Consider the following 22,875-nt stretch of genomic DNA (forward strand, 5'->3'; position numbering starts at 1 on the left):
TGTCCCTCCCCGGGTTCAGTTGCCGATGTCGGTCAGGCCGCCGCCGGCCTCGACCACGTTGAGGACGGTGCGGGAGATGGCCTCGCGGGGCACTCCGGCCGGGGTGTAGCAGACGGCGATCATCACGAAGCCCTTGGGGATGCTGCTGTCGGCCGCCGCGTAGAACGGCTCGACGAGGTAGCGGACGGCGCCGTCCGGCTGCCGGGCGAGGACGCCGGCGACCTCGCTCTCGAAGCCCGACATGCCGAGCGCGCCGTTGTTGCTCACCCGCTGGCCGCAGGGGCTGAGGTTCGCCTTCAGCTTGTTGGAGCCGCCGAACCGCGCCGCCACGATGTGGCAGCGTGCGAGGTCCTCGTCGGGGTTCAGGCCGAGCCGGCGCACCGCGAGGCGGGCCTCGTACCAGCCGAACGGGTCGGCCTTCTTCTCCTTGCTGCTGTTGCTGGGCGGGTCCTTCAGGCAGGCCTGGCCGGTCTCGCTGCGCCCGGCGTGCCCGGTGGTGTTGAGAATCCAGCCGGCGCCGTTGGGCTTCGCGCCGGACGGGCGGGAGCGGGTGCAGTCCTCGGCCTCGTCGGGGTCGTCGTCGGTCAGGGCCTCGTGTGCGGCCACGTCGGCCGGGGAGGGCGCGGCGTCGAGCTGCTGCTCCTCCTGCTGCGTCTGCTCCAGCGCGGCGGTGTCCACCTGCGCCAGCACCAGGGTGGTGGCGTCGGCGAGGGAGTGGACGTCGTACGGGACGGGGGCGCCGGTCGCCTGGGCCTCCGCCTGCGCCTGCTGCTTCTTCTGCGCTTCCTGCGTCGCGTAGACCGGCCCGGCGGCGGAGTCGTGGCAGGAGATCTCGCCGGCGCTGTCCAACGGCATCTGAGCGGTGGCGGTGCAGCTGCCGGCCGCTTCACCGTCGACCGTGACGGTGGCCGACAGCTGGACGGTCACCCGGCCGCTGGTGATGCGCCGCCTGGCCTCGCTGGTGGGGGTGATGGAGGTGATGTGGATGTCCACGTCGCAGCCGGCGTCGGAGCAGGCCAGCTCAGGCTGGTCGACCACCTTCGCCGAGACCCCGGCGTCGACGGCGTCGGCCAGCTCCGCGGTATCGTCGCGGATCTCCTTGCGCAGGGTGCTGTTCTCGGCCGCCGTCAGGTAGCTGACGGTGAAGGCGTCCGCGGTGGTCGCGGTGGTCGCGGTGGCCAGCGTGTAGAGGGCGGTGGGGGCCGCGGTCACGGGGGCGGTGGGGGCCGACGTCCCGGGGGCTGCGGGGGCTCCTGCCGCGGGGCTCGGCAGGAGAGGGGTGCGCAGGGCGGCCTGCTGGCCGGTGGTGCCGGCGTCGGACGTGCCAGTCGTATCCGTCGTACCGGTGCCGGCGGTCTCGGCGCCGGACCCGTTCGGCACGAACTCCAGCAGCCGGTGCGGGCTCGCGCTCGACACGTAAAGGTCGCCCTGGGGCGTGGTCGCCTCGATCGCGGGCACGCCGTCGACGTACCGGGTCGCCGGGTGGTCGCCGGGCAGGACCGTCGCGTCGCTGTCGAGCGCGGCCAGCAGCAGGTTGGCGAGGGTGGCGGGGCTCTGCCCGGCGTCGGGGGTGCGGTCGGTGCCGGTCCCGGGGTCCTTCGCGGCTCCCGCGACCCACTTGCCCGCGAGGTCGGAGCCACCGCCGGTGCCGGCGGCGTCGGAGGAGGGCGCGCCGGGCATCTTGACGTAGGTGGTGCCGCCGACGTTGAGCGTGGTGACGCTGGTCCCGTCGACGGTGGTCTCGCCGAGGGCCTCGCCGGTGGCGGTGGCCCGGGAGGAGGACCAGGTGGCGCCGGCTCCGGCGGGGCGGTACCCCACGCCCGGCTGGAGGGCCAGGTCCACCAGGGCGGCCGCGAACGGGGCCCGGCCGTCCGGGTGTTGCGTGCCGGAGCCGTGCCAGGTCAGCAGGCCCGCGGCCAGGGCGGCGGCGACGCCGGCGGCCACGAGGGCCGCCCAGCGGACGCGTGCGGTCGGGGAGGTGAGCGGGGCGGGAGCGGGGGCGGGGGCGGGACCGGCAGCGGAGGGTGCGGGTGCCGGTTGCGCGGCCGGGCTGCTCCACGTCGAGGTGCCGCGGCCGTGCCCGGCCGGGCCGGCGGAGGCGGTGGGTGCGGAGGCGGCGGGCACGGAGGCGGCGGGCGCCGCCGGTACGGACCTCGGGGCAGGCGCGCTGGGCGCCTTGGGTGTGGCCGCGGGTGTGGCGGCCTGTGCGCCGGACTGCGCCAGGGACGGCGGCGTCAGGCGCTTGCTGCGGGACGGCTGCGCGGGCCTGCCCAGCGGCGGCGGCACCGCGCGGGGCGTCTGCCGCCACGTCGGCAACGTCGGCTCGTCGGCGTCCTGCCGCCAGTAGTGATCCCCCATCTTGGGCTCCGCTCGGTGTCGTTCCTCGGCGTTCTCCGGCGCCGGCGTCCGGCCCCTGCCGCGGTTCCGCCACCGCGGCACGACGCGTGCCGGACGGTTCGCCACCGCACCAGAACGCTAGGAACGGCCGATGAAATCGTGGTGAAACGGCTCGGGCGCCGCCCGGCCCCGTCGGTGGCGGCTGGTACAACTGCTGTCCGGCGCACCGCACTTGGGCGCGTACGCCGTGAACCGGCCCGCGGGCGGCGGGCCGCACCTCCACCCGGACCTCCACCCGGACCTCCACCCGACCCGACTCCCGGGAGCAGCGCGGATGCGCACCAAGGACCAGCACCTCGACGAGCTGTACGGCCTGCCCGTCCTCACCTTCCCCGGCCCCGGCGCGGCCGGGGAACTGCCCGCGGCGGACGCCGTGGCGTGGCGGATCGGCCGGGAGATGTGGACGTCGGAGGAGCTGTGGCGGGAGGACTTCGCGCGCTTCTGCGCCGAGGTCGACCTCGGCCGGGTGCGGGCGCTGGTCGTCGGGGCGTGGGAGGACCCGGAGGACACCGACCCGTCGGAGGCCATCGACGCGCTGGTGGCCGTACGCGACCGGCTGCCCGCGCTGCGCGCGCTGTTCCTCGGGGACATCACCGACAAGGAGTGCCACCTCGCGCGGATCAGCCAGACCGACGTCACCCCGCTGCCGGCCGCCTTCCCCGCGCTGGAGGAGTTCGGGGTGCGGGCGGGCTGGGGCATGAGCCTGGGCCGGGAACTCCGGCTGGACTTCCCCGCGCTGCGCCATGCCGCGCTGCGCCGGCTGACCGTCCAGAGCGCGGGGATGCCGGCGGCGGCCGTACGCGGCATCGCGGCGAGCGGCCTGCCCGCGTTGGAGCACCTCGAACTGTGGCTGGGCGACGCGGAGTTCGGCGCCGACCACGAGGTGGCCGACCTGGCGCCGATCCTGTCCGGCGCGCGGCTGCCCCGGCTGCGGCACCTGGCCCTGCGCAACAGCCGGATGCAGGACGAGGTCGCCGCCGCGGTGGCGAGCGCGCCGCTGGTGCCCCGGCTCGACGTCCTCGACCTGTCGTGGGGCGCCCTGACCGACGACGGCGCCGCCGCACTCCTGGACGGGCAGCCGCTGACCCACCTGAAGAAGCTGGACCTGCACTTCAACTTCCTCGGCGAGGCCATGCGCCGGCGCGTCCACCAGGCGCTCGAACCGGCCGGCGTCGAGGTCGACACCGACCCCGGCGCGGCGGACGGCGCCCTGGACCCCGAGATCTGCGCGGGCCCGGTGAGTTACTGACCGCTACCGGTCTGGGGCGCGGGTGCTGCGCACGGCCGCCGGGGGGCCGTGATCTACTGCCGTCCGGACGTCCGAACCGACGGAGGCACCCGCCATGGCCACTCCTTCCCCCTCCACCCCGGACCGCGCGGCCTCCTTCGGCCTCGTCGCCGAGGACTACGGCAGGCTGCGCCCGGCCCCGCCGGACGAGGCGATCGACTGGATGCTGCCGGAACACCCGTCCGACGTCCTCGACCTGGCCGCCGGCGCCGGCACCCTCACCGCGCTGCTGCCGTCCCGCGTCCGGCAGGTGCACGCGGTCGAACCGGACGACCGGATGCGCGCCGTGCTCGCCGGCCGCCTGCCCGGCGCCGACGTCCGGGCCGGCACCGCGGAGTCGATCCCGCTGCCGGACGCGTGCGTGGACGGGGTGATCGTCGCCTCCGCGTGGCACTGGTTCGACACCGGCCGGGCGGTCCCCGAGATCGCCCGCGTGCTGCGGCCCGGCGGCCGGCTGGGCATCGTCTGGAACGGTATCGACCGCGGCGTCGACTGGGTGGACCGCTGGTCGAGCGGCCTCGGCGACCACGGCGGCCAGCCCGCCCCCGAGGGCCGCGTCGCCCGCCGGGGCGAGCTGCTGCGGGCGGCGCTGGAGGCGCCGGACTCCCCCTTCGGCGGCCTGGAGCACGCCGTCTTCACCACCACCCGGCGCAGCACCCCCGCGCAGACCACGGCGCTGCTCGGCACCTACAGCCGCGTCATCCTCCTGCCCGAGGCCGAGCGCGAAGCCCACCTCGCCCGGGCCCTCGACGCGCTGTGCGCCGAGCTCGGCATCGGGCCCGACGACACCTTCGCCCTCCCCTTCCGGGCCCTGGCGTGGCGCACCACCCGCCGCTGACGGCTGGTCGGCGGGGGCCGGACCTGGTGGGGGCGGAAGGTGCGGCGCGGGCCGCCGCCGCTCGTCGTCGTGATCTGACAGGGGCCCGCCGCCGGTCCGGCGGTTCCGGCCGGGCCGCCGTGCGGTGGGATCGCGGGCCGCGAGGCGGCAGGTCCCGCACTAACGAAGGACCGCAAGGCATGACCTGTGCCCGGACATCCCGGGGCGACCGGCTGCGGCGCTTCCCTCACCGCCCGGCGGGTGCACCGCGCGGCGGCTGCTGCGTCTGCGGGAGGCCGGGTAGCGCGGCCAGCCGGGCCAGGCCCGCGGTCCGCCGGTGGGCGAGGTCGGCGGCGGGCGCCGGGGGTGCACCGGTGGCGGTGGCGGCGACGGCGGCGAACTCGGCCGGGGTGAGGTCGGGGTGGCGGTCGATCCATCCGGGGTCGGCGAACGGCATGTCCAGGGCGGCGCGGTGCAGGTCCAGGACGAGTCGGGGCGGCGCGGGCGCACGCCCCGACGCGAGCGCGGCCAGCACCGCGGGCCAGTCCACGCGGCCCTCGCCGAGCGGGCGCATCCGGCGTTCCAGGCCGCGGGAGGTCCAGGCGGTGTCCGCGTCGTCGAGGAAGACGGTGTGGGTCCAGTCGGCGACCCGCGCGGCCGCGGCGACCGGGTCCTCCAGCCGGCACAGCACGTTGACCGGGCTGTAGCCGACCAGGAGGCCGCCGTGGCCGACCTGCTCGCGGAAGCGGGCCAGTTCGAAGGTGGTCATCTCCTCGTGGGTCTTCAGCACCATCGGGAGCCCGTGGTCGGCGCAGCGTTCGGCGAGCCGGCGGACCAGGGGCGCGGTGGCGGCGAGCTGGTCGGCCCAGGGCGGTGCGGTGCTGAAGCGGTCCTCCTCGGTGCCGACGGTGAAGTGCGCGGACTCCGCGCCCAGCCGCGCGGCGGCCCGCACCATGCGGTGCAGGCCGGCTTCGAGGTCGCCGTGGCCGAGTCGGAGCGCGTCGCCGGCGCGCTCCGGCCGGGTGGTGTTGACCGCGCCGAGGCCGACGGCCACGGTGACGTCCGCCGCGCCGAGGGCGGCCCGGGCGGTGTCGAGCGCGGCGCCGTCCAGGTCCGTGTCCACCCACTGTGGGCCGGGCAGGTGGCAGCGGCGCAGGCCGAGGGCGTGCAGCGCGGCCACCATCCCGTCCAGGGTGCCGGGGGCGCCGGGCAGGTCGCGCAGGACGATGCCGCGCGGGTCGCCGCTCATGCCCGCGTCGCCGCCGCGTCCAGCGCGATGCCGTGGCTCTCGGCCGCCGCCCGCACGTGGTCGAGCGAGGTGTGGACGTAGGCCCAGGCGTCCTCCAGGGTCCAGGACGCGGCGGCGTACGCGGCGTGTCCGGGGACCTCTCCTGCGGCCACGCGCTCCTCGTGCCGCTGGACCAGCAGGAAGTAGGCGGCGAGTTCCCCGGAGGTCAGGTCGGGGTGGCCGGCCATCCACTCGGGTTCGTAGACGGAGATCGCCGCGCGGCGGTCGGCGCCGCGGCGCGGCAGATGCGGGGCGCCGCCGTAGTCGCGCACTTCGAGGGAGAGGTTCAGGTCGGGGTTGGCCTCGTACAGGATCGGCAGGATCGCGCCGATGTCCACGCAGCCGTCGCCGACCGGCCGCATCTGGAAGGCGAGTCCGTCGGGGCGGCGGAAGAGGGCGGCGTCCTTGATGTGGGTCTGGCGGACGTAGGGGGCGATGCGGCGGGCGGCCAGGACCGGGTCCTCGGCGCGCTGGAGGACGTTGGCGGTGTCGAAGGTGATGCCGAGGGTGTCGGGTCCGACGGTCTCGACCAGGCGGACGAGTTCGAAGGTGGTGATCTCCTCGTGGGTCTCGAGGTTGATGTGGAGGCCCAGGTCCCGGGCGATGGGTGCGAGGGTGGTCAGGAAGCGGCCGGTGGCGGCGAGTTGGTCGCTCCAGGGGACGTCGGTGCGGAACCGGTCGTAGGCGAACCGGCCCTCGTACGGCTTGATGGTGGCGGTCTCGCCCCACAGTTCGGTGATGCCGACGGCGGCGGCCGCCTCCATCATGCGGCGGAATCCGGCGACGGTGTCGCCGTCGCCGAGGGCGCGCAGTTCGGGCGACTCGGCGGTGTTGTACGGGTTGACCTTGCCGAGGCCGGCTTCGAGGTAGAGGCCCAGTTCGTCGGCGCGGGTGCGCACGTCGGCCAGCTCGCCGGGGTCGAGGGTGTCGCTGAGGTGCAGCAGGGTGCGGAAGAACAGTCCCGCCAGGCCGTGTTCGGCGGCGCGTTCGAGTTGCTGCACGGCGGTGTACTTCGCCGATTCGGGGAGCTTGAGGGCGTCGCTTCCGAGCCGCATGGCGGCTCCTTTCTGCGCGGGGCGGCTCTGCCCCGGGGTTCCGGGGAGAGCAGCGGGAAGGGGGAGGAGCGGGAAGGGGAGCAGGTCAGGTGCGGGCGGCGAGCGCCCGGTCGGGGTCGGGGGCCGCGTCGAGCAGCCGGCGGGTGTAGGGGTGCCGGGGGTCGGCGAGGATCTGCTCCCGGGGGCCCTCCTCGACGATCCGGCCGGCTTGCAGGACGTACACCCGCGAGCACAGGTGGTCGACGACGGCGAGGTCGTGGGAGACGAAGAGGAGGGACAGGCCGAGCTGTTCGCGCATGTCGAGCAGGAGGTTGAGCACCTGGGCCTGCACGGACACGTCGAGCGCGGAGACGGGCTCGTCGCACACCAGCAGCCGGGGCGAGACCGCCAGCGCCCGGGCGATCGCGATCCGCTGGAGCTGCCCGCCGGAGAAGGAGGCGGGGTGGCGGTCCTGGTGGCCGGGGTTGATGCCGACGGTCTCCAGGAGTTCGGCGACCTTCTCGCGGCGGGCGGCGGCGGGCAGCTCGCGCCGGTGGACGAGCAGTCCCTCGGCGACGAGTTGGTGGGCGGTCATCCGCGGGTTGAGGCTGCCGGCGGGGTCCTGGTGGACCATCTGCACCTCGCGGCGGTAGCCGCGCAGCGCGTTGCGGCCCATCGTCAGCAGGTTGCGGCCGTCGAAGGCCAGCGACCCGGCGTCGGGCTGCGCCAGCCTCATCACGCACCGCAGCAGCGTGGACTTGCCCGAGCCGGACTCGCCGACCAGGCCGACCACTTCGCCCTGGCCGACCGTCAGGTCCACGTCGGTGAGGGCCTGGTGGGCCGGGCGGCCCGGGGACCGGTAGGTCTTGGACAGTCCGTCGACGGCGAGCAGGCTCATGCGGGTGCTCCTTGGGCCGGGCGGGCGGGGTCGGCGGTGACCGGGCAGGCGGCGCGGTGCGGGCCGGACTCCGGCTGGGGTACGGGCCTGCTGGTGCGGCAGGCGTCCTCGGCGAGCGGGCAGCGCGGGTGGAAGGCGCAGCCGCCGGGGCGCGCGGCGGGGTCGGGCGGGGTGCCGGGCAGCGCGGTGAGGCGGTGCCGGTGGGCGCCCAGCCGCGGCACCGCGCCGAGCAGGGCCCGGGTGTAGGGGTGGCGCGGTGTCTCCAGCAGCGGCCGTACGGGGGCGGACTCCACGACGCGGCCGGAGTACAGGACCTCCACCCGGTCGGCGAAGGAGGCGACCACGCCCACGTCGTGGGTGATGAGCAGCACGGCGAGGCCGCGTTCGCGCGAGACGGTGGTGAGCAGTTCCATCACCTGCTGCTGGACGCGCGCGTCCAGGGCGGTGGTCGGTTCGTCGGCGAGCAGCAGGGCCGGCCGGCAGACCAGCGCCATGGCCAGGGCGACGCGTTGGCGCAGGCCGCCGGAGAACTCGTGCGGGTAGGCGCGGGCGCGGCGTTCGGCGTCGGGGACGCCGAGTTCGCCGAGCATGGCGGCGGCGCGGCGGCGGGCCTGCTTGCGGGGGACGGAGCGGGCCAGCAGCGGTTCGGCGACCTGGTCGCCGACGGTCATCAGGGGGTTGAGGGCCGCCAGCGGGTCCTGGGTGACCATGGCGACGCGGCTGCCGCGCAGCCGGGTGAGGTCGCGTTCGGGCAGGTCGAGCAGTTCGCGGCCGTCGAGGCGGACGCTGCCGGTGAGTGTGACGGAGTCGTCCAGCCGCATCAGGGCGCGGGCGGTGACGGACTTGCCGGAGCCGGACTCGCCGACCAGGGCGAGGCGTTCGCCCGCGTCGATGCCGAAGGAGAGGTCCTCGACGAGGGGGACGGGGCGGCCGCCGGGGCCGGTGGCGGTGATGTGCAGGGCGTTGACATCGAGCAGGCGGGTCACGGCCGGCTCCCCTCGGCGTGTCCAGCGGTGCCGGTGGTGGTCCCGGTGCCGGCGGACGGGTCGGCGGACGGGTCGGCCGCGGTGAGGGCGTCGGCGGCGCTCGCGGCGCGGGCGCGCAGCGCGGGGTCGGTACGCAGGTGCAGCATGTCGCCGAGCAGCCCGAAGGCGGCGGTGGTCACCGCGATGGCCAGGCCCGGGAAGAGCGCGGTCCACCAGGCCGTGGAGACGTATCCCTTGGCGCTGTTCACCATGGCGCCCCACTCCGCGGAGGGCGGTTGGGCGCCGGCGCCCACGAAGGACAGGGCGCCGATGACCAGGACGGTGTTGCCGATGTCGCCGGCCCACTTCACCCACACCGCGGGCAGCGAGTTCGGCAGGATGTGGCGGGCCATCAGCCGTACGGGCCCGACGCCGAGGGTGCGGGCGCCCTCGATGTAGGGCAGGGCGCTGGTCTCGGCGATGATGCCGCGCAGCAGCCGGGCGGTCATCGGCCAGCCGGTGAGGATGAGGGCGACGATCGCGGACTTGAGTCCGGCGCCGAGTGCGGCGGTGACCGCGAGCGCGAAGACCAGGCCGGGGAAGGCGAGGACGACGTCGGTGAAGCGCATCAGCGCCTCGTCGACCAGGCGCGGGCCGAGCGCGGCGGCGACGGCGACGAGCGTGCCGAGCAGCGCGTAGCCCAGGACGATCACCACCGAGGACAGCAGAGTGGTGCGGGCACCGGCCACGATGCGCCAGGCGATGTCGCGGCCCTGGTCGTCGGTGCCGAGCAGGTGCGCGCCGCTGGGGGCGTGCCGGGCGAGGTCGATGTGCGAGGTGTACACGTCGGGTGCCAGCAGCGGCCCGACGACGGCGACGAGCAGCAGGAGCGCGACGAGGGCGACGGTGGCGGTGTCGAGCAGCGGGTTGGGGCCCGAGCGCAGGCCCCAGGCCGTCTTCGGCCGGCGGCGCAGCGGGGGGCGGCGGCCGGGCCGGGGCCGGGGCGCGGCGGAGGTGAGGGTGGCCATGGTCATGCTCCGATCGCGGTGGCGCGCACGCGCGGGTCGCGGACGATCTGGATCAGGTCGACGACGAGGCTGGTGGCGACGACGATCACGCCGATGACCAGCACGCCGCCCTCGACGGAGACGGTGTCCTTCTGCGCGACGGCGTTGGTGAGGAAGGCGCCGAGGCCGCTGCGGCCGAAGACGGACTCCACCAGCACCGCGCCGCCGAAGAGGTAGCCGAACTCGATGCCGAGCAGGATCACCACCGGGGTGAGGGCCTGAGGCAGGACGTGCCGGCGGATCAGCCGCCCGCGCGGCACTCCCCCGGCGCGGGCGACCAGCACGTGCTCGCGGGTCAGGACGCGCAGCAGTTCGGCGCGGGCGACCCGGTAGGTCATGCCGATCTGCGGCACGGCGAGCACCAGGGCGGGCAGGAACAGGTGCTGGACGGCGTCCCAGGCTGCGGCGGGGTTCCCGGCGAGCAGCGCGTCGAGCACGGTGGACCCGGTCACGCGCGGCACGTCGTACCAGGCGGACAGCGAGCCGGAGATGGGCAGGAGGCCCAGCCGGGAGCCCAGCAGGTACTGGAGCATCAGGGCCAGCCAGAAGACGGGCAGGCCCGCGCAGGCCACGACCAGGACGCGGCGTACGGCGTCCCCGGCGCCGCGGTCGCGCAGCGCGGACAGCGCTGCCAGCGGGAGGGCGACGGCCACGCTGATCACCAGGGCGGCGACGACGAGTTCGGCGGTGCCGGGCAGTACGTCCCAGACGGCCTTGGCGACCGGCCCCTGGGTGGAACCGGACGTGCCCAGGTCACCGCGGGCGATCCGGCCGAGGTAGCGCAGCCACTGCACCAGCAGCGGGGAGTCCAGGCCCAGCCGCTGCCGGGCCGCGGCCACCTGGGCGTCGGTGGCACCGGTGCCCGCGGCCACCCGGGCCTCGTCGCCGGGGACGAGCTTGAGCAGGAGGAAGACCACGGTGGCCAGGGTGACCAGGGTCGCGGCCGCGCCCAGCAGGCGGCGCAGCGCCCACAGCGCGGTGGCGGTGGCGGGCCTTCTCATCAGCTCGCCCTGCCCGCGCCGACCGTCAGGTCCCGCAGGGAGACGCCGCCGGCGGCTGCGGGGGTGGTGACGCCGCCGATGTCGGCGCGGCCGGCGTAGGTGTTGTCGATGGTGTAGAGCGGCATCGAGGCGGCGTCGGCGTCGATGGTCTTCTGTGCGTCCTCGTACAGGCCGCAGCGGGTGGCGGCGTCGGCGGAGCGGGCGGCCTGGTCCAGCAGGGCGTCGACCTTGGCGTCGTGGTAGGCGCCCTTGTTGGTGCCGGTCGCGGCGGAGGAGTAGGTGTCGGCCACCATGACGCCGGCGTCCGGGTAGGGGGCGGACTCGGTCAGCAGCATGATGTCGGGGATCTTCGCCGGGTCGTCGAGCATGGTCAGGTAGTCGGCGAAGGCGATCGGCTGGAGCTTGAGGGTGACGCCGATCTGCTTCAGGTCGGACTGGAGCAGGGTGGCCTCGCCGGCCTGCTCGGCGAAGGCCGGCTGGTAGCGCATGGTGAGGGTCTTGCTCTTCAGGCCGGCGGCGGCCAGGTCCTTCTTCGCCGCGGCCAGGTCCTGGTGGACGGCGGGCAGTTTCGGGCGGCAGGTCATGTTGGTGGGCAGCGGGCCGTCGGCGAGGGTGCCGCGGCCGGCGCGGATGTTCTTCAGGCCGCCCGCGTAGTCGTAGGCCGCGCGCAGCGCCTCGCGCAGGGACTTGTCGGCGAGCGGACCGTGGGAGGTGTTGAAGTAGATGACGGCCTGGCCGCCGGATATGTCCTGCGTCTGGAGGCCCGCGCTCTTCAGGTCGGCGGCGGAGTCCGGGGAGACCTGGCCGAGGTCGACGGTGCCGGCCTTCAACTCGTCGCGGACGGTGGCGAACTCGTCGATGCGGCGCATGGTGAAGGTGCGCGGGCGGTCGTCCTCGAAGTCCCAGTAGCGGGCGTAGCGGGTGGTGGTGTAGGTGCCGGCGGACGCGGACTTCAGGGTGTAGGGGCCGGAGCCGGCGTCGTGGTCCAGTAGGTAGGACTGGCCGCGGTCGCTGCCGGCGTGCTGCTTCACCAGGGCGGAGTCGACGATGTAGACGCGGCTGAGCGCGCCGAGGAAGAGCGGGTCGGCCTTCTTCAGCCGCAGCGTCAGGTGGTGGGCGTCGGTGACCTGGGCGGAGGCGTAGGTGCTGATCTGGGCGGCGATCCCGGATTTCAGGTCGCGGTAGCGGTCGAGGCTGTAGGCGACGTCGGCGGCGGTCAGCGGGGTGCCGTCGTGGAAGGTGACGCCGTCGCGCAGGGTGATGGAGACGCTGGTCAGGTCCTTGGCGTAGGTGGAGGCGGTGGCCAGGCGCGGGACCATCCGGCCCTTGCTGTCGTAGCCGACGAGCGTGTCGTACAGCAGCTGGTCGACGTTGTCGGTCTGGGCGTAGCTGGACTGCGCGGGGTCCAGGGTCGTGACCTCGTTGCGGTAGGCGTAGACGAGGCTGCTGCTGCCCGCGCCGGAGGTGGAGCCGCCGCCTGCGGTGCTGCCCGCGGTGCAGGCGGTGGCACCCAGCAGGGTGGTGGCGACGACGGTGACGGCCAGCCGGCGGGACCTGGCCGGGGCGGGCGGGGCGAGGTGCGACCGCAGGAACGCTGACATGGAAAGGCTCCTCACCTGAGAGACGGGTGTCCTCGAAGCGGGCGCCGCCGCCGCGCGGTGCGCCCTCGGGCTGCCGCGACGGCGGCCCGGAATGCCAGGACGGTATACCGTTTTGTATGAGCGATCCGACGACATCAGGTAAAACCCGTGTTACATGGCTCGTCCGACCGCGAGACCTTTCCCGGACATGCGATTCTGGTATACAGATGGGGTTGGAGCGGGGCGCCGGACCGGCGCCGGCTCCCCCACCACGGCCCCCGACAGCGAGGCGAAGACACCCATGCGCGTGCTAGTGGTCAACTGCAACACCTCGACGGCCATGACCCGGGGCATCGAGGCCGTGGCGCGCGCGGCGGCCCGGCCCGGCACGGACGTCGTGGCCGTCCAGCCCTCCTGGGGTGTGGAGTCCGCCGAGGGCTACTACGACAGCTTCATCTCCGCGGCGGCCGTGCTGGACCTGCTGAGCACCACCGCGGAGCGGTTCGACGCCGTGGTGATGGCCGGATTCGGCGAGCACGGGCGGGAAGGGGCGCGGCAGTTGCTGCGCGTACCGGTCGTGGACATCACCGAGGCCGCCGCCCAGCTCGCCTGCCTGCTGGGCTCGCGCTACGGCGTGGTCACCACGGTGCCGCAGGCCGTCGCGCCGGTCCGCGACAGCCTGCGGACCGCCGGGCTGCTGGAGCGCTGCGCGGGCGTGCGCGCCTGCGACATCGGGGTCCTCGCGCTCGACGACGACATGGCGCGCACCGCGGACTCGCTCGCCGTCGAGGGCCGGCGGCTGCTGGCGGAGGGCGCGGACGTGCTGGTGCTGGGCTGCGCGGGGATGGGCGGGCTGGACGCCCGCCTGGAGGCAGTGCTCGGGGTGCCGGTCGTGGACGGGGTGGCCGCGGCCGTCGCGCTCGCCGAGGCGCTGGTCGGCCTCGGCAAGCGCACCACGGCCGCCGGGCCCTACACGCCGCCGGCCGCCAAGCACCGCCCCGGCTGGCCGGCTGCCCTCGCCGCGCTCACGGCGCCGGCCCCCACCCGCTGACCTCCGCTCCCCGCCCGCCTCCTGCCCTTCGTGCCTGAACTGGAGTTGGAATGCTCAATCCCGAACGCCGGCCGCATGTCCCCGGCAGCCACGCGGTCAGCCCGGTGAACTTCGACCCGCAGGTACTGGCGGAGTTCGACTTCCCCGCGCCGCTGCGGCTGATCGACTCCACGCTGCGCAAGACGCTCTTCACCGCCGGGCACACCACCTCCCGGCTCGGATTCCAGCGCATCGCCGAGGCGCTGACCGAGCTGGGTGTGCGCGAGGAGAGCATCAACGTCAACTGGACCGGGGCGACGTACCCGGCCCCGCAGGACTGGGCGCTGCTGGAGGCGGTCGTCGAGGGCGGCTTCCCGTTCCGGCTCAACGTCTACACCGACACGCTCGTCGGCAACGGCCGCGACCACCAGCCGGTCTCGATGCGGCAGACCGTCGACATGCTCGCCGCGGCGGGCGTGACCACCGCCGCCCCGGGCATCCTGCAGGCGCCGGACGACGACGCGCAGAAACGCCAACTCGACGAGCTGGAGGAGTACTTCGCCTACGCCGGGCAGGCCGGCCTGGACACCACCATCACCTTCGCGCAGGTCGGGCGGCGCGACTTCGACCGGATGCTGGCCATGGCCGACCACGCGGTGCGGCTCGGCGCGCGCCGGCTTGACCTGATGGACTCCACCAGCAGCCTCGCCCCCGAGGCGATGAAGCGCTTCGTGCGCCGCTTCCGGGCCGGGCTGGCCCGGCAGGTGCCGCTGACGATGCACGTCCACGACGAGTTCGGGCTCGCCACCGCGGGCGCGATCGCCGCGGCCACCGCGGGCGCCCACCCGGACGTCGCCATGAACGGCATGTCCTACCGCTGCGGCTTCGCCCCGCTGGAGGAGGTGGTACTCGCGCTGGAGACCCTCTACGGCGTGGACACCGGCCTGCGGCTGGAGCGCATCCAGCACGTCGCCCGGGTGGTGGCCCGCGAGTCGGGTGTGCCGCTGCCGCCGCTGAAGCCGCTGACCGGCGGCTACGCCTACCTCAAGCACATGCCCGGCGACGTGGCCGCCGCCCTCACGCAGGGGCAGGACGCCTTCCCCCCGGTCAGCCACGGCCTGGTGCCGGCCCGGATGGGGCAGGAGATGACGTGGGTGTGGGGTGGCCTCAGCTCCGAGGGCATGGTGCGGGCGCTCGCCGCGCAGCAGGGCCACGACGACCTGACCGGCGCGGAGACCCGGGCCCTGCGCCGCTGCCTGGACGCCGCGGTCGCGGCCGTGCCCGCCTACCCGCGGTGGCTGTCGCCGCAGCAGGCGGCCGCGCGCTTCGACGCGGTGCTGGCGGGCCTGCGGCAGGTGCCGGAACCGGCGTCGGCGCGCCGGGCGTTGCACGCCGCGAACCCGCACGGGCCCTGGCGGGAGCGGGTGCTGGCGCGGGCCGGGGACTCCGCGACCGTCGCCGAACTCGTCGACGCGGCCTGGCAGGAGGTCGAGGCGGCGCCGGCGGCGGACCTGGTGGCGATGCTGGCCCACTGCAAGCCGATGGCGGCCGAGCCGGAGCGGGCCGAACCGCACCAGGACGGTGCGGCGGCCGAGGCGCGGGCGGTGCGCGACGGGATGTCGGCGCGCGAGGAGTCCGGTGTGCTGGACGCCGACGGCGCCGTGCGCCGCCTCGTCGCCGAACTCGCCGCGGGCTACGAGCGCGACCTCGGCTTCCGCTACGTGCTCTCCAGCGCCGGGCTCGGCGCGCAGGACGTGCTGATGGACGTACGCATCCGCTCCGGGCGCGAGGAGGAGGTCGAACTGCACCGCGCGCGCCGGGAGTTGCGCACCATCATCGACAATCGTCTGGCCCAGCTGCTGATCCTTGCGGAGGTTACCCCATGACCAGCCGGCCCGCCGGAGACACCGCTGCCGGCCCGCCCGCGGCCCGCCCCTCGTCCGCCGAACCCTCGCTGGCCGCGCAGACCTACACCGCGCTGCGCCGCCGCATCCTGGTCGGCACCTATCCGCAGGGGTCGCGACTGCCGGAGCAGAAGATCGCCGAGGACCTGTCGGTCTCGCGGGTGCCGCTGCGCGAGGCGATCCAGCAGTTGGAGACCGACAGCCTGGTCCGCACGGTGCCGCGGCGCGGCGCCGTGGTGGACACCTGGACCACGCAGGCCGTCCACGACCTGTTCGACGTCCGGCTGGCGCTGGAGGTCTCCGCCGCGGGGCTCGCCGCCCGGCGGATGGCACAGGGCCAGGACGCGACCGACATGGAGGCCGCGCTCGCCCGCTCGCACCGCTACCTGGACGGCGCCGGCGGGCACGACGACCTCAGCGTGGCCGAGGCGAGCGCCGCCTTCCACCAGGCGGTCGTGCTCAGCACCGGCAACGCCCTGATGTCCTCGCTGATGAACGCGGTCGTCAGCCGCATGGTGTGGCTGTTCTACCTGACCTCCGGCCGCGACCAGAACCTCGCCTGCCAGGAGCACCACGAACTGTTCGACGCGATCCGCTCCGGCCACCAGCGCACCGCCGAGTCGGTGGCGTACGCGCACATCGAGCGCGGCCGCATCCCGACCCTGAGCGCTTTCGGGAAGTGACATGACCCAGCACGACCAGCGGCCCGGCCACCGGGCCGGCAGCCTGCTCCTGACCGGCGCCCGCCCGTGGGGCGGCGACGCCGTCGACGTCCTGATCCGCGACGGCGCCGTCGCCGCCGTGACTCCCCCGGGCGCCGCCGCGCCCGCCGGACCGGGCACGCCCGCGCTGGACGCGCCCGTGCTGGACGCGGCCGGCCGGCTGCTGCTGCCCGCCTTCAGCGACACCCACGTCCACCTGGACTCCAACCGGGTCGGGCTGCCCTGGCGCCCGAACGACTCCCCGGGCGGCATCTGGCCCAACGTCCTGCACGACCGCGCCCACTGGCGTACGGCGGAGACCTCGATCGAGGAGCGCGCCCGGCACCTGCTGGGCGTGCTCGTCGCCCACGGCACCACGCGGGTCCGGTCGTTCGCGCAGATCGACGCCGACGCGGGGCTGGAGCGCTTCGCGGCGGTGCGCGCCGCGCGCGAGCACCACGCGGGCCGCGCCGAGGTGCAGATCGTGGCGTTCCCGCAGGCGGGGCTCCTGCGCGAGCCGGGGGTGTCCGAGCTGATGGCGCGGGCACTGGAGGAGGGCGCCGACGTGGTCGGCGGCATCGACCCCTGCGCGCTGGACGGCGACCCGGTGCGGCACCTGGACATCGTCTTCGGGCTGGCCGAGCGGTTCGGCGCGCCGGTGGACATCCATCTGCACGAGCCGGGCGAACTGGGCCTGTTCAGCCTGGCGAAGATCATGGAGCGCACTGCGGCCCTGGGGATGGCCGGGCAGGTCACCGTCTCGCACGCCTTCGCGCTCGCGCACCTGCCGGAGCCGAAGCTGCAAGGGGCCCTGGAACGGATGGCGGAGCTGGACATCGCCGTGACCACTTGCGCGCCGGCCGGTCCGAACACGCTGCCGCTGACGAAGCTCACCGGGGCGGGCCTGCGGGTCGGTCTCGGCGACGACGGCCAGCGCGACTACTGGTCGCCGTACGGAAACGGCGACCTGCTCGACCGGACCTGGCAGCTGGCCTTCACCAACGGCTTCCGCAACGACCCGCAGGTGGAGCACGCGCTCGCCGTCGCCACCGCCGGGGGCGCCCGCATCGTCTCGGGCACGGCGCCGCGGCCGGGCGGCGGCCCGTACCCGGGGGTCGCGGTGGGCGACCCGGCGGACTTCGTGCTGCTGGACGCGCAGGCGCCCGCGGCGGCCGTGATGGACCGGCCGCGCGGCCGGGTGGTGCTGCGCCGCGGCCGGGTGGTGGCCGTGGACCTGATGCTGGTCGACGCGTGATCCGGCTGCGCGCCGACCACGTCCTGGCCTGGGCGGGCGCGGACCACGTGCTGCTGCGTGACGGCGAGGTGGCCGTGGACGGCGGCCGGATCGTGGCTGTCGGGCCGCGGACGACGGCGGCGCCGGGCGTGGAGGTCGTGGAGCTGGGGGCGGCGCTGCTGATGCCGGGGCTGATCGACCTCGACGCGCTCGCCGACATCGACCACGCCCTGCTGGACTCCTTCGGCGACCCCCAGCTCGCGCGGGACCTCAACTGGTCGCAGCGGTACGCCGCCGACGGCCCGCGGGAGGTGTTCAGCCGGGCGGAGAAGGCCTTCGTGCGCCGGTACGCCTTCGTCCAGTTGCTGCTGCACGGCGTCACCACCGCGATGCCGATCGCCGCGGAGACGCACAGCGGCTGGGCCGAGACCTACGACGAGGCCGTGGACATGGCGGACGAGGCCCGCGCGCTCGGGCTGCGCTGCTATCTCGGGCCCAGTTACCGGTCCGGAGTCAACGTGGTGCGCGCGGACGGCACCGCGGCGGTGTGGTGGGACGAGGCGGCCGGGCGGGCCGGTTTCGACGGCGCGGTGCGCTTCGCGCGCCTGCTGCGTGAGCGGGGCGACGACCTGCTGCGCCCGGTCCTGCTGCCCTGCCGGATCGAGACGGTGACGGACGAGTTGCTGACCGCCACCGCCGAGGCGGCGCGCACTTTGGACGTCAAGGTCCGGCTGCACTGCCTGCAAGGCGTCGGCGAGCGGGCCCGGCTGGCCGAACAGGGGCGCGGCGACCCGCTGTCGGTGCTGGCGCGGACCGGGCTGCTGGGCGGACGGCTGCTGGTGCCGCACGGCATCCACCTCGACGCGCACTCCTCGGTCGGCGCGGGCACCGACCGGGACCTGGCGCGGCTGGCGGCCCACCAGGTCAGTGTCATCCACTGCCCGTTGACCTCGGCCCGCTACGGCTCGGCCATGGAGACCTTCGCCCGTTACCGGGCGGCGGGGGTGAACATCGCGCTGGGTACCGACTCCTTCCCGCCGGACCTGGTGCGCGGCATGGACTTCGGGGTCAACCTCGCGAAGGTGCAGAGCGGCCGGCTGGACACGGCCACGCCCGCGGACTACGTACGGGCGGCCACCGTGGCCGGGGCGCGGGCGCTGGGGCGCGCGGACCTGGGCCGGATCGCGCCGGGCGCACAGGCCGACCTGGTCGCCTTCGCGCTGGACGACCTGCGGGACGGGGTGCTCGACGATCCGGTCCGCACCCTGCTGAACAACAGCAGCGCCCGCGCCGCCCGCCTGTCGATGGTCGCCGGGCGCGTGGTCGTCCGGGACGGGCGGGTGCCGGGGGTGGACGCGGCCGCCCTGCGGGCGCGGGCGCAGGAGCTGTTCGGGCGGATGAAGGCCGGCTACGGGGTGCGGGACCGGCGGGGGCGTTCACCGGAGCACCTGTTCCCGCCGAGCTTCCCGCTGTCCTGAACTCCGGTGCGCGCGGGGGGCGTCAGCGGCGGTCGTAGCGCAGGTCGGGCCGGCGCAGGACGTCGCCGATCCAGTCGAGGGTGAAGGCCGCCAACTCCCGTGGGGGGCCGGTACGGCGGCGCGGCTCGATGCCCGGCCACTCCTGCGTGGGCTGGAGGCTGCAGAGGTGCAGTTCGGTGCAGAGCACGCTGTCCGCCTCCAGGCAGGCGCCGACGGCGAAGCCGTGGACCCGCTGCCAGGGCAGGTCCACCACCAGCCGCATCTCGTCGTGCTCGGCGGTGTTGCCGTCGTCGTCCGGTTCGTCGTGCGGGAAGAACAGCACGAACGTGTCGTCGGGCCGGCAGGGCCAGTCGGCGGCCCCGGCCCGTACCAGGCGCAGGAACTCCCGTTGTGACGCCGCGCACGTCGCCGGGGTGGGGTCGTCCTCGTCGAAGGAGAACCAGAGGGGGTCCATGCCGGGAGCGTAGGGCGGTGCGGCCCGGTCGTACGACGGGTTTACCCCGCGGGGCGGGCGGGGGCGGGGACTTGACGGCGCCCATCTCTAAGGTAAGGCTTACCTAAGCATTAAATGACAGCGTGTTGCGCCGCCCGGACACGCGGCGCCGCCCTGCCCGTACGCCCTATCAGCCCCAACCTCCCCAACCGCCCGATCCGTCTGGAGGACCGACATGCCCCTGGAGCACTCGGAGACCATCGCCCAGCTCGCGAACGGTGAACTCAACGACGTCGTCAAGGCGTTCGCCGCGAACCCCGCGTACCGGGCCGCCGAGTGGGAGGAGCTCACCACCGAGCAGAACCCCTACCGCCGGCCGGTGCGCCCGGACGACCTGGCGTGGCTGGACTACGGCCGGAAGATGCCGGCGGCCAAGGCGCTCAAGCTGAGCGCGCTGCTCGGCCACCGGATGCTGCGCAACGTCTACGACAGCGGCCTGCTCTTCCTGCCGCCCGCCGCCGACGAGGCCGCCGGGCGCGACGCGGCCACGTTCTACAGCGACGAGAACCGCGTGCTCGGCGCGCTCGCCGCCCCGATCCTGGAGCAGCACCTGTTCAGCCTGCTGGACGGCGAGCGCAAGCCGCTGCCCGGCTACTCCCCCGACCAGGTCGCCACCGCCGTGCAGGAGTACCACCAGCAGCGGCTGGCCGAGCCGAACCGCGCGTTCACCACCGCGCTGGGCACCAAGGACCGCAAGGCGTCGGCGACGTTCGTGCTGCTCCAGCTGACCGCCTACCTCCCGGCGGCCTACCTCGCCACCGGGCGGGCCGCACTCGGCGAGTTCGACGCCGCCCACCCGGGCGCGCGCACCGCGCTGCTGGACGACTACCGCACCTGGGCGGGGCTGCACGAGGAGTACCGGGCCCTGGTGGAGGGCGGCGGCCTGAAGACCACCACGGGCGCCTACTGGCAGCTGTACCTGGGCACGTCGCTGGCCCGGGGCAACCACCTGCACTGGCTCTCCCGCGACCGCGAGCGCTACCCGGAGTTCCTGGGCGCGCTGGTGCAGCACAGCATCGACCGGGCGGTGACCGCGGCCCGCCTGGCCGAGGTCTTCGAGGACGGCCTCGGCGTACGCTCCGGGCTGCTGCCGCACCTGGCCGAACAGACCAGCCACCTGCGGGAGTCCACCGACCGCTGGATCGCGCCGCTGCACCGCCTGTACGGGCCGGCCGGCGTGGAGCGCTTCCACCACGGCTTCGCGGACGCCGCCTGGTTCGCGCAGCTGTGGGACGAGGACCTGGCGCTCCAGCTCGCCTGGGCCGACGACATCCCGCTGCACCAGGAGAAGGCCGAGCGCATCCACCGCCACATCCAGGACAACGGCATCACCGTCGACCTCGACACCTTCGTGGAGAGCCACGAGGAGACCTCGACCACCCATGTGCACAACGAGCACCGGCTGGTGATGGTCGAGCGCGGCGAGATGCACTTCTGGAACAACGTCACGCACAAGATCGACCTGCACGAGGGCGACAAGGTGCTCATCCCGGTGTCGCGGCTGCACGGCTCCACGGTGCTGTCCGGCGAGTGCACCTACCACCAGCCGATCATCCCCGAGGAGATGTACGCCCGGTTCTGACCGCCGGCCGCCTCCGGTCCCCGGCGACCGCGCCGGAAGCCCTCCGACCCGGGATGGAGTCCCCCAGCATGCCCTCCCCTGTGCCCGACGCCCCTTCCTCCCGCCTCCCCTCCGACGGTCCCTCCTCCCAGGGCCTCACCTCCGACGGCCCCTCCCCCGGCGCTCCCGCCGGCTCCGGCTCCGCCTCCCCCCGCCCGGCGGCCCCCGGGGTGCGGACCCTCGGCGACGTGCCGGACTGGGGCCCGGCCGCCGCCTCGGACCTGCTGGCCACCCTGGTCGGCACCGAGCAGCCCTTCCCCTGCACCTTCGCGGTCGCCGCCGCCAAGAAGGAGTCCCTGCGCTTCGGCTTCGTCGGCAGCGCGCACGACCCGGCCGCGTGGGCGCCGCTCGCCGGCATCCTGCGCGAGTACCTCGACATCTACCGCGACCTGGGCAAGGACACCTCGCTGGTGGTGTTCTTCGGGCCGCCCGAGGAGCACCCGCTCGGCCTGGCCGAGTACTTCCACCGCTTCTGGGCGGTGCTCCAGCACCTGCACGACGGCGACACCGAGCCGTGGCCGGCCGGCACCCCGCTGGACCCCGAGGACCTGTGGTGGGAGTTCAGCTTCGCCGGCACCGAGATCTTCGTGGTCTGCAACACCCCCGCGCACGTCGACCGGCACAGCCGGCACAGCCCGCACTTCATGATCACCTTCCAGCCGCGCTGGGTCTTCGAGGGCCTGGAGCCGCACACCCCGCGCGGGGCCAGGGCCCGCCAGGTGATCCGCAACCGCATCCGACGCTTCGACGGCATGGAGCCGGCCCCGCAGCTCGGCAACCACGGCGAGGAGGGCAACCGCGAGTGGCGGCAGTACTTCCTGCCCGACAGCCCCGAGGGCAGCACCCCCTCCTGCCCGTTCCTGGCCCGGGCCGGTGCCCGTGAGCCGGCCGCGACCGGCGGCAGCCACCTGGTGCTGGTCAACGACGAGGGCCAGTCCTCGCTGTGGCCGGCGGCCGTCCCGGTGCCGCCGCACTGGCACCCGACCGGCGTACGCGGCTCGCGCGAGGCGTGCCTGGCGTATGTGGTGCGGGTGTGGACGGACATGCGCCCGGCCTCCTCGCGCCGGCGCGACCTCGATCCGGTGGGGTAGCGCGGCGCGGGACCGTACCGGGGGCGGGGACGCGAACTCCCGCCGCCGGTAGGGCCGCGAGTGGGGGCGTCGTACGGGCGGTCCGCAGCCGTACGGACGGTGCGCCGGTCCTTACCCGGCGCCCGGGGCCAAGGGGGCGAGGCCGTCCAGCAGCACGTCGAGCTTGCGGGCGAACCAGCGCTCCGGCTCGCCCCGGACGATGCCGGCCAGCGCCTCCCGCAGCCGCGGGTCGATCTCCTCCAGCGCGTCCGGCAGTTGTTCGCGCCGCAGTTCGGCCGCCCGCTGCGGGGTCGTGGCCTCCCCGTCGTCCCCGCTGCCCTGCCCGGCCAGGAAGAACATCAGCACCTGCTCGTGGACGACGTCGTGCGCCAGGATCGCGCTCTCGGCGCGGAAGCCGGCGTCCACCAGGCGGCTGACGACGCGCCCGTTCACCTTGCCGTACGCCTCGGAGTTGCCGCGCAGCGAGACGATGTGCCCGGCCAGGCCCGGGTGCCGCTCCAGCAGCCGGTAGGTCGCCCACGCGTGCGCCGCCAGGTCCTGGCGCCAACTCCCGGTCGGCTCGGGCCAGTCCGCGGCCGCGACGACCGCGTCCACGGTGGCCGCGACGAGGTCGTCGCGCGTGGCGAAGTAGCGGTAGAGCGTGGAGTGCTTGGTGCCCAGGCGCTGGGCGACGGTGCTCATGCCGAGCCTGCCGAAGCCGACGGTGACGGCCGCGCGGACGATCGCCTCGCGGTCGACCTGCGGCGGGCGGCCCAGCCGAGGGGTGCGCGGGGCCCGCCCCGCGGCCGGCGGCGCCTGGGTCCGTCCCGGCGGGGCCTGGGTCCGGCGCGGCGGGGCCGGCTCGCTCTTCCCGGTCATGGGCTCATTCTTCCCCAGCGGCCCCGACCTGGGCGAACCCGCCCGCCAGCCACCTTTAGCGACAGCCCGTTGCCAATGACTTTGGTAAGGCATACCTTTCTTTCGTTGCCCCGCTCGCCCGCGACCGTAC

19 protein-coding genes are annotated in these 22,875 nt (G+C 74.9%); 9 read left to right on the top strand and 10 right to left on the bottom strand.

The features are described from left to right. Window positions 1–15: 15 nt before the first annotated feature. The gene (locus AC3EVP_RS22650) at window positions 16–2,358 is read right to left on the bottom strand and encodes a DNA/RNA non-specific endonuclease (protein WP_435132359.1); all 2,343 of its coding nucleotides are present in this window, start codon (window positions 2,356–2,358) and stop codon (window positions 16–18) included. A gap of 313 nt (window positions 2,359–2,671) precedes the next feature. Here AC3EVP_RS22650 and AC3EVP_RS22655 point away from each other — a divergent pair, with 313 nt between their 5' ends. Together AC3EVP_RS22655 and AC3EVP_RS22660 are read left to right on the top strand one after the other, a co-directional pair. Next, complete coding sequence (locus AC3EVP_RS22655) at window positions 2,672–3,646, top strand: STM4015 family protein (protein ID WP_435132362.1); 975 nt, start codon at window positions 2,672–2,674, stop codon at window positions 3,644–3,646. A gap of 94 nt (window positions 3,647–3,740) precedes the next feature. Beyond that, complete coding sequence (locus tag AC3EVP_RS22660) at window positions 3,741–4,523, top strand: class I SAM-dependent methyltransferase (RefSeq protein WP_435132365.1); 783 nt, start codon at window positions 3,741–3,743, stop codon at window positions 4,521–4,523. Window positions 4,524–4,749: 226 nt separating this feature from the next. Here AC3EVP_RS22660 and AC3EVP_RS22665 read toward each other — a convergent pair whose 3' ends face one another. The 7 genes from AC3EVP_RS22665 to AC3EVP_RS22695 form a co-directional block, all read right to left on the bottom strand. After that, entirely contained in the window at window positions 4,750–5,751 is a 1,002-nt protein-coding gene (locus AC3EVP_RS22665; protein ID WP_435132368.1) for a sugar phosphate isomerase/epimerase family protein, read from the bottom strand. Further along, the gene (locus tag AC3EVP_RS22670; protein ID WP_435132370.1) at window positions 5,748–6,845 is read right to left on the bottom strand and encodes a sugar phosphate isomerase/epimerase family protein; all 1,098 of its coding nucleotides are present in this window, start codon (window positions 6,843–6,845) and stop codon (window positions 5,748–5,750) included. The genes AC3EVP_RS22665 and AC3EVP_RS22670 overlap by 4 nt, the downstream gene beginning before the upstream one ends. 85 nt (window positions 6,846–6,930) lie before the next feature. Further along, a complete protein-coding gene (locus tag AC3EVP_RS22675; RefSeq protein WP_435132372.1) occupies window positions 6,931–7,722 on the bottom strand; it encodes an ABC transporter ATP-binding protein in 792 nt (263 codons plus the stop codon). Further along, window positions 7,719–8,708 (bottom strand): ABC transporter ATP-binding protein, encoded by a 990-nt coding sequence (locus tag AC3EVP_RS22680; RefSeq protein ID WP_435132375.1) that lies wholly within the window; start codon window positions 8,706–8,708, stop codon window positions 7,719–7,721. The genes AC3EVP_RS22675 and AC3EVP_RS22680 overlap by 4 nt, the downstream gene beginning before the upstream one ends. Beyond that, complete coding sequence (locus AC3EVP_RS22685) at window positions 8,705–9,721, bottom strand: ABC transporter permease (RefSeq protein ID WP_435132377.1); 1,017 nt, start codon at window positions 9,719–9,721, stop codon at window positions 8,705–8,707. Before AC3EVP_RS22685 ends, AC3EVP_RS22680 begins: the two co-directional genes overlap by 4 nt. Beyond that, the gene (locus AC3EVP_RS22690) at window positions 9,718–10,755 is read right to left on the bottom strand and encodes an ABC transporter permease (protein ID WP_335979279.1); all 1,038 of its coding nucleotides are present in this window, start codon (window positions 10,753–10,755) and stop codon (window positions 9,718–9,720) included. Before AC3EVP_RS22690 ends, AC3EVP_RS22685 begins: the two co-directional genes overlap by 4 nt. After that, window positions 10,755–12,356 (bottom strand): ABC transporter substrate-binding protein, encoded by a 1,602-nt coding sequence (locus tag AC3EVP_RS22695; protein WP_435132379.1) that lies wholly within the window; start codon window positions 12,354–12,356, stop codon window positions 10,755–10,757. The genes AC3EVP_RS22690 and AC3EVP_RS22695 overlap by 1 nt, the downstream gene beginning before the upstream one ends. 280 nt (window positions 12,357–12,636) lie before the next feature. Between AC3EVP_RS22695 and AC3EVP_RS22700 the strand changes: the two genes are divergently transcribed. From AC3EVP_RS22700 to AC3EVP_RS22720, 5 genes are read left to right on the top strand one after another with little or no spacing between them, the layout of a single operon-like run. Beyond that, window positions 12,637–13,386 (top strand): aspartate/glutamate racemase family protein, encoded by a 750-nt coding sequence (locus tag AC3EVP_RS22700; protein WP_435132382.1) that lies wholly within the window; start codon window positions 12,637–12,639, stop codon window positions 13,384–13,386. A 50-nt stretch (window positions 13,387–13,436) separates the two neighbouring features. Continuing rightward, a complete protein-coding gene (locus AC3EVP_RS22705) occupies window positions 13,437–15,251 on the top strand; it encodes a 2-oxo-4-hydroxy-4-carboxy-5-ureidoimidazoline decarboxylase (protein ID WP_435132385.1) in 1,815 nt (604 codons plus the stop codon). Next, entirely contained in the window at window positions 15,248–15,952 is a 705-nt protein-coding gene (locus tag AC3EVP_RS22710; RefSeq protein WP_335979271.1) for a GntR family transcriptional regulator, read from the top strand. Before AC3EVP_RS22705 ends, AC3EVP_RS22710 begins: the two co-directional genes overlap by 4 nt. A 1-nt stretch (window position 15,953) precedes the next feature. Beyond that, window positions 15,954–17,225, top strand: a complete 1,272-nt coding sequence (locus AC3EVP_RS22715) for an amidohydrolase (protein ID WP_435132388.1) — start codon at window positions 15,954–15,956, stop codon at window positions 17,223–17,225. After that, entirely contained in the window at window positions 17,222–18,682 is a 1,461-nt protein-coding gene (locus tag AC3EVP_RS22720) for a chlorohydrolase family protein (protein WP_435132390.1), read from the top strand. Before AC3EVP_RS22715 ends, AC3EVP_RS22720 begins: the two co-directional genes overlap by 4 nt. Window positions 18,683–18,704: 22 nt before the next feature. Here AC3EVP_RS22720 and AC3EVP_RS22725 read toward each other — a convergent pair whose 3' ends face one another. After that, the gene (locus AC3EVP_RS22725) at window positions 18,705–19,136 is read right to left on the bottom strand and encodes a hypothetical protein (protein WP_435132392.1); all 432 of its coding nucleotides are present in this window, start codon (window positions 19,134–19,136) and stop codon (window positions 18,705–18,707) included. Between the two features lie 214 nt (window positions 19,137–19,350). Here AC3EVP_RS22725 and AC3EVP_RS22730 point away from each other — a divergent pair, with 214 nt between their 5' ends. Next, the gene (locus AC3EVP_RS22730) at window positions 19,351–20,757 is read left to right on the top strand and encodes a cupin domain-containing protein (protein ID WP_435132395.1); all 1,407 of its coding nucleotides are present in this window, start codon (window positions 19,351–19,353) and stop codon (window positions 20,755–20,757) included. Between the two features lie 68 nt (window positions 20,758–20,825). Beyond that, window positions 20,826–21,887 carry a YqcI/YcgG family protein gene (locus AC3EVP_RS22735; protein ID WP_435132398.1) on the top strand — a complete coding sequence of 354 codons (1,062 nt, stop codon included), beginning with the start codon at window positions 20,826–20,828 and terminating at the stop codon, window positions 21,885–21,887. A 111-nt stretch (window positions 21,888–21,998) separates the two neighbouring features. Here the strand turns inward: AC3EVP_RS22735 and AC3EVP_RS22740 are convergent, their stop codons facing one another. Further along, window positions 21,999–22,745, bottom strand: a complete 747-nt coding sequence (locus AC3EVP_RS22740) for a TetR/AcrR family transcriptional regulator (protein WP_435132401.1) — start codon at window positions 22,743–22,745, stop codon at window positions 21,999–22,001. Between the last annotated feature and the right edge of the window lie 130 nt (window positions 22,746–22,875).

The organism is Actinacidiphila sp. bgisy144 (assembly GCF_057708105.1).

Coding starts and splice junctions, on each gene's coding strand:
- AC3EVP_RS22665 (WP_435132368.1), bottom strand. CDS start 5,751: ATGAGCGGCGACCCGCGCGGCATCGTCCTGCGCGACCTGCCCGGCGCC.
- AC3EVP_RS22700 (WP_435132382.1), top strand. CDS start 12,637: ATGCGCGTGCTAGTGGTCAACTGCAACACCTCGACGGCCATGACCCGG.
- AC3EVP_RS22675 (WP_435132372.1), bottom strand. CDS start 7,722: ATGAGCCTGCTCGCCGTCGACGGACTGTCCAAGACCTACCGGTCCCCG.
- AC3EVP_RS22710 (WP_335979271.1), top strand. CDS start 15,248: ATGACCAGCCGGCCCGCCGGAGACACCGCTGCCGGCCCGCCCGCGGCC.
- AC3EVP_RS22655 (WP_435132362.1), top strand. CDS start 2,672: ATGCGCACCAAGGACCAGCACCTCGACGAGCTGTACGGCCTGCCCGTC.
- AC3EVP_RS22730 (WP_435132395.1), top strand. CDS start 19,351: ATGCCCCTGGAGCACTCGGAGACCATCGCCCAGCTCGCGAACGGTGAA.
- AC3EVP_RS22725 (WP_435132392.1), bottom strand. CDS start 19,136: ATGGACCCCCTCTGGTTCTCCTTCGACGAGGACGACCCCACCCCGGCG.
- AC3EVP_RS22735 (WP_435132398.1), top strand. CDS start 20,826: ATGCCCTCCCCTGTGCCCGACGCCCCTTCCTCCCGCCTCCCCTCCGAC.
- AC3EVP_RS22685 (WP_435132377.1), bottom strand. CDS start 9,721: ATGACCATGGCCACCCTCACCTCCGCCGCGCCCCGGCCCCGGCCCGGC.
- AC3EVP_RS22715 (WP_435132388.1), top strand. CDS start 15,954: ATGACCCAGCACGACCAGCGGCCCGGCCACCGGGCCGGCAGCCTGCTC.
- AC3EVP_RS22650 (WP_435132359.1), bottom strand. CDS start 2,358: ATGGGGGATCACTACTGGCGGCAGGACGCCGACGAGCCGACGTTGCCG.
- AC3EVP_RS22660 (WP_435132365.1), top strand. CDS start 3,741: ATGGCCACTCCTTCCCCCTCCACCCCGGACCGCGCGGCCTCCTTCGGC.
- AC3EVP_RS22690 (WP_335979279.1), bottom strand. CDS start 10,755: ATGAGAAGGCCCGCCACCGCCACCGCGCTGTGGGCGCTGCGCCGCCTG.
- AC3EVP_RS22740 (WP_435132401.1), bottom strand. CDS start 22,745: ATGACCGGGAAGAGCGAGCCGGCCCCGCCGCGCCGGACCCAGGCCCCG.
- AC3EVP_RS22695 (WP_435132379.1), bottom strand. CDS start 12,356: ATGTCAGCGTTCCTGCGGTCGCACCTCGCCCCGCCCGCCCCGGCCAGG.
- AC3EVP_RS22670 (WP_435132370.1), bottom strand. CDS start 6,845: ATGCGGCTCGGAAGCGACGCCCTCAAGCTCCCCGAATCGGCGAAGTAC.
- AC3EVP_RS22705 (WP_435132385.1), top strand. CDS start 13,437: ATGCTCAATCCCGAACGCCGGCCGCATGTCCCCGGCAGCCACGCGGTC.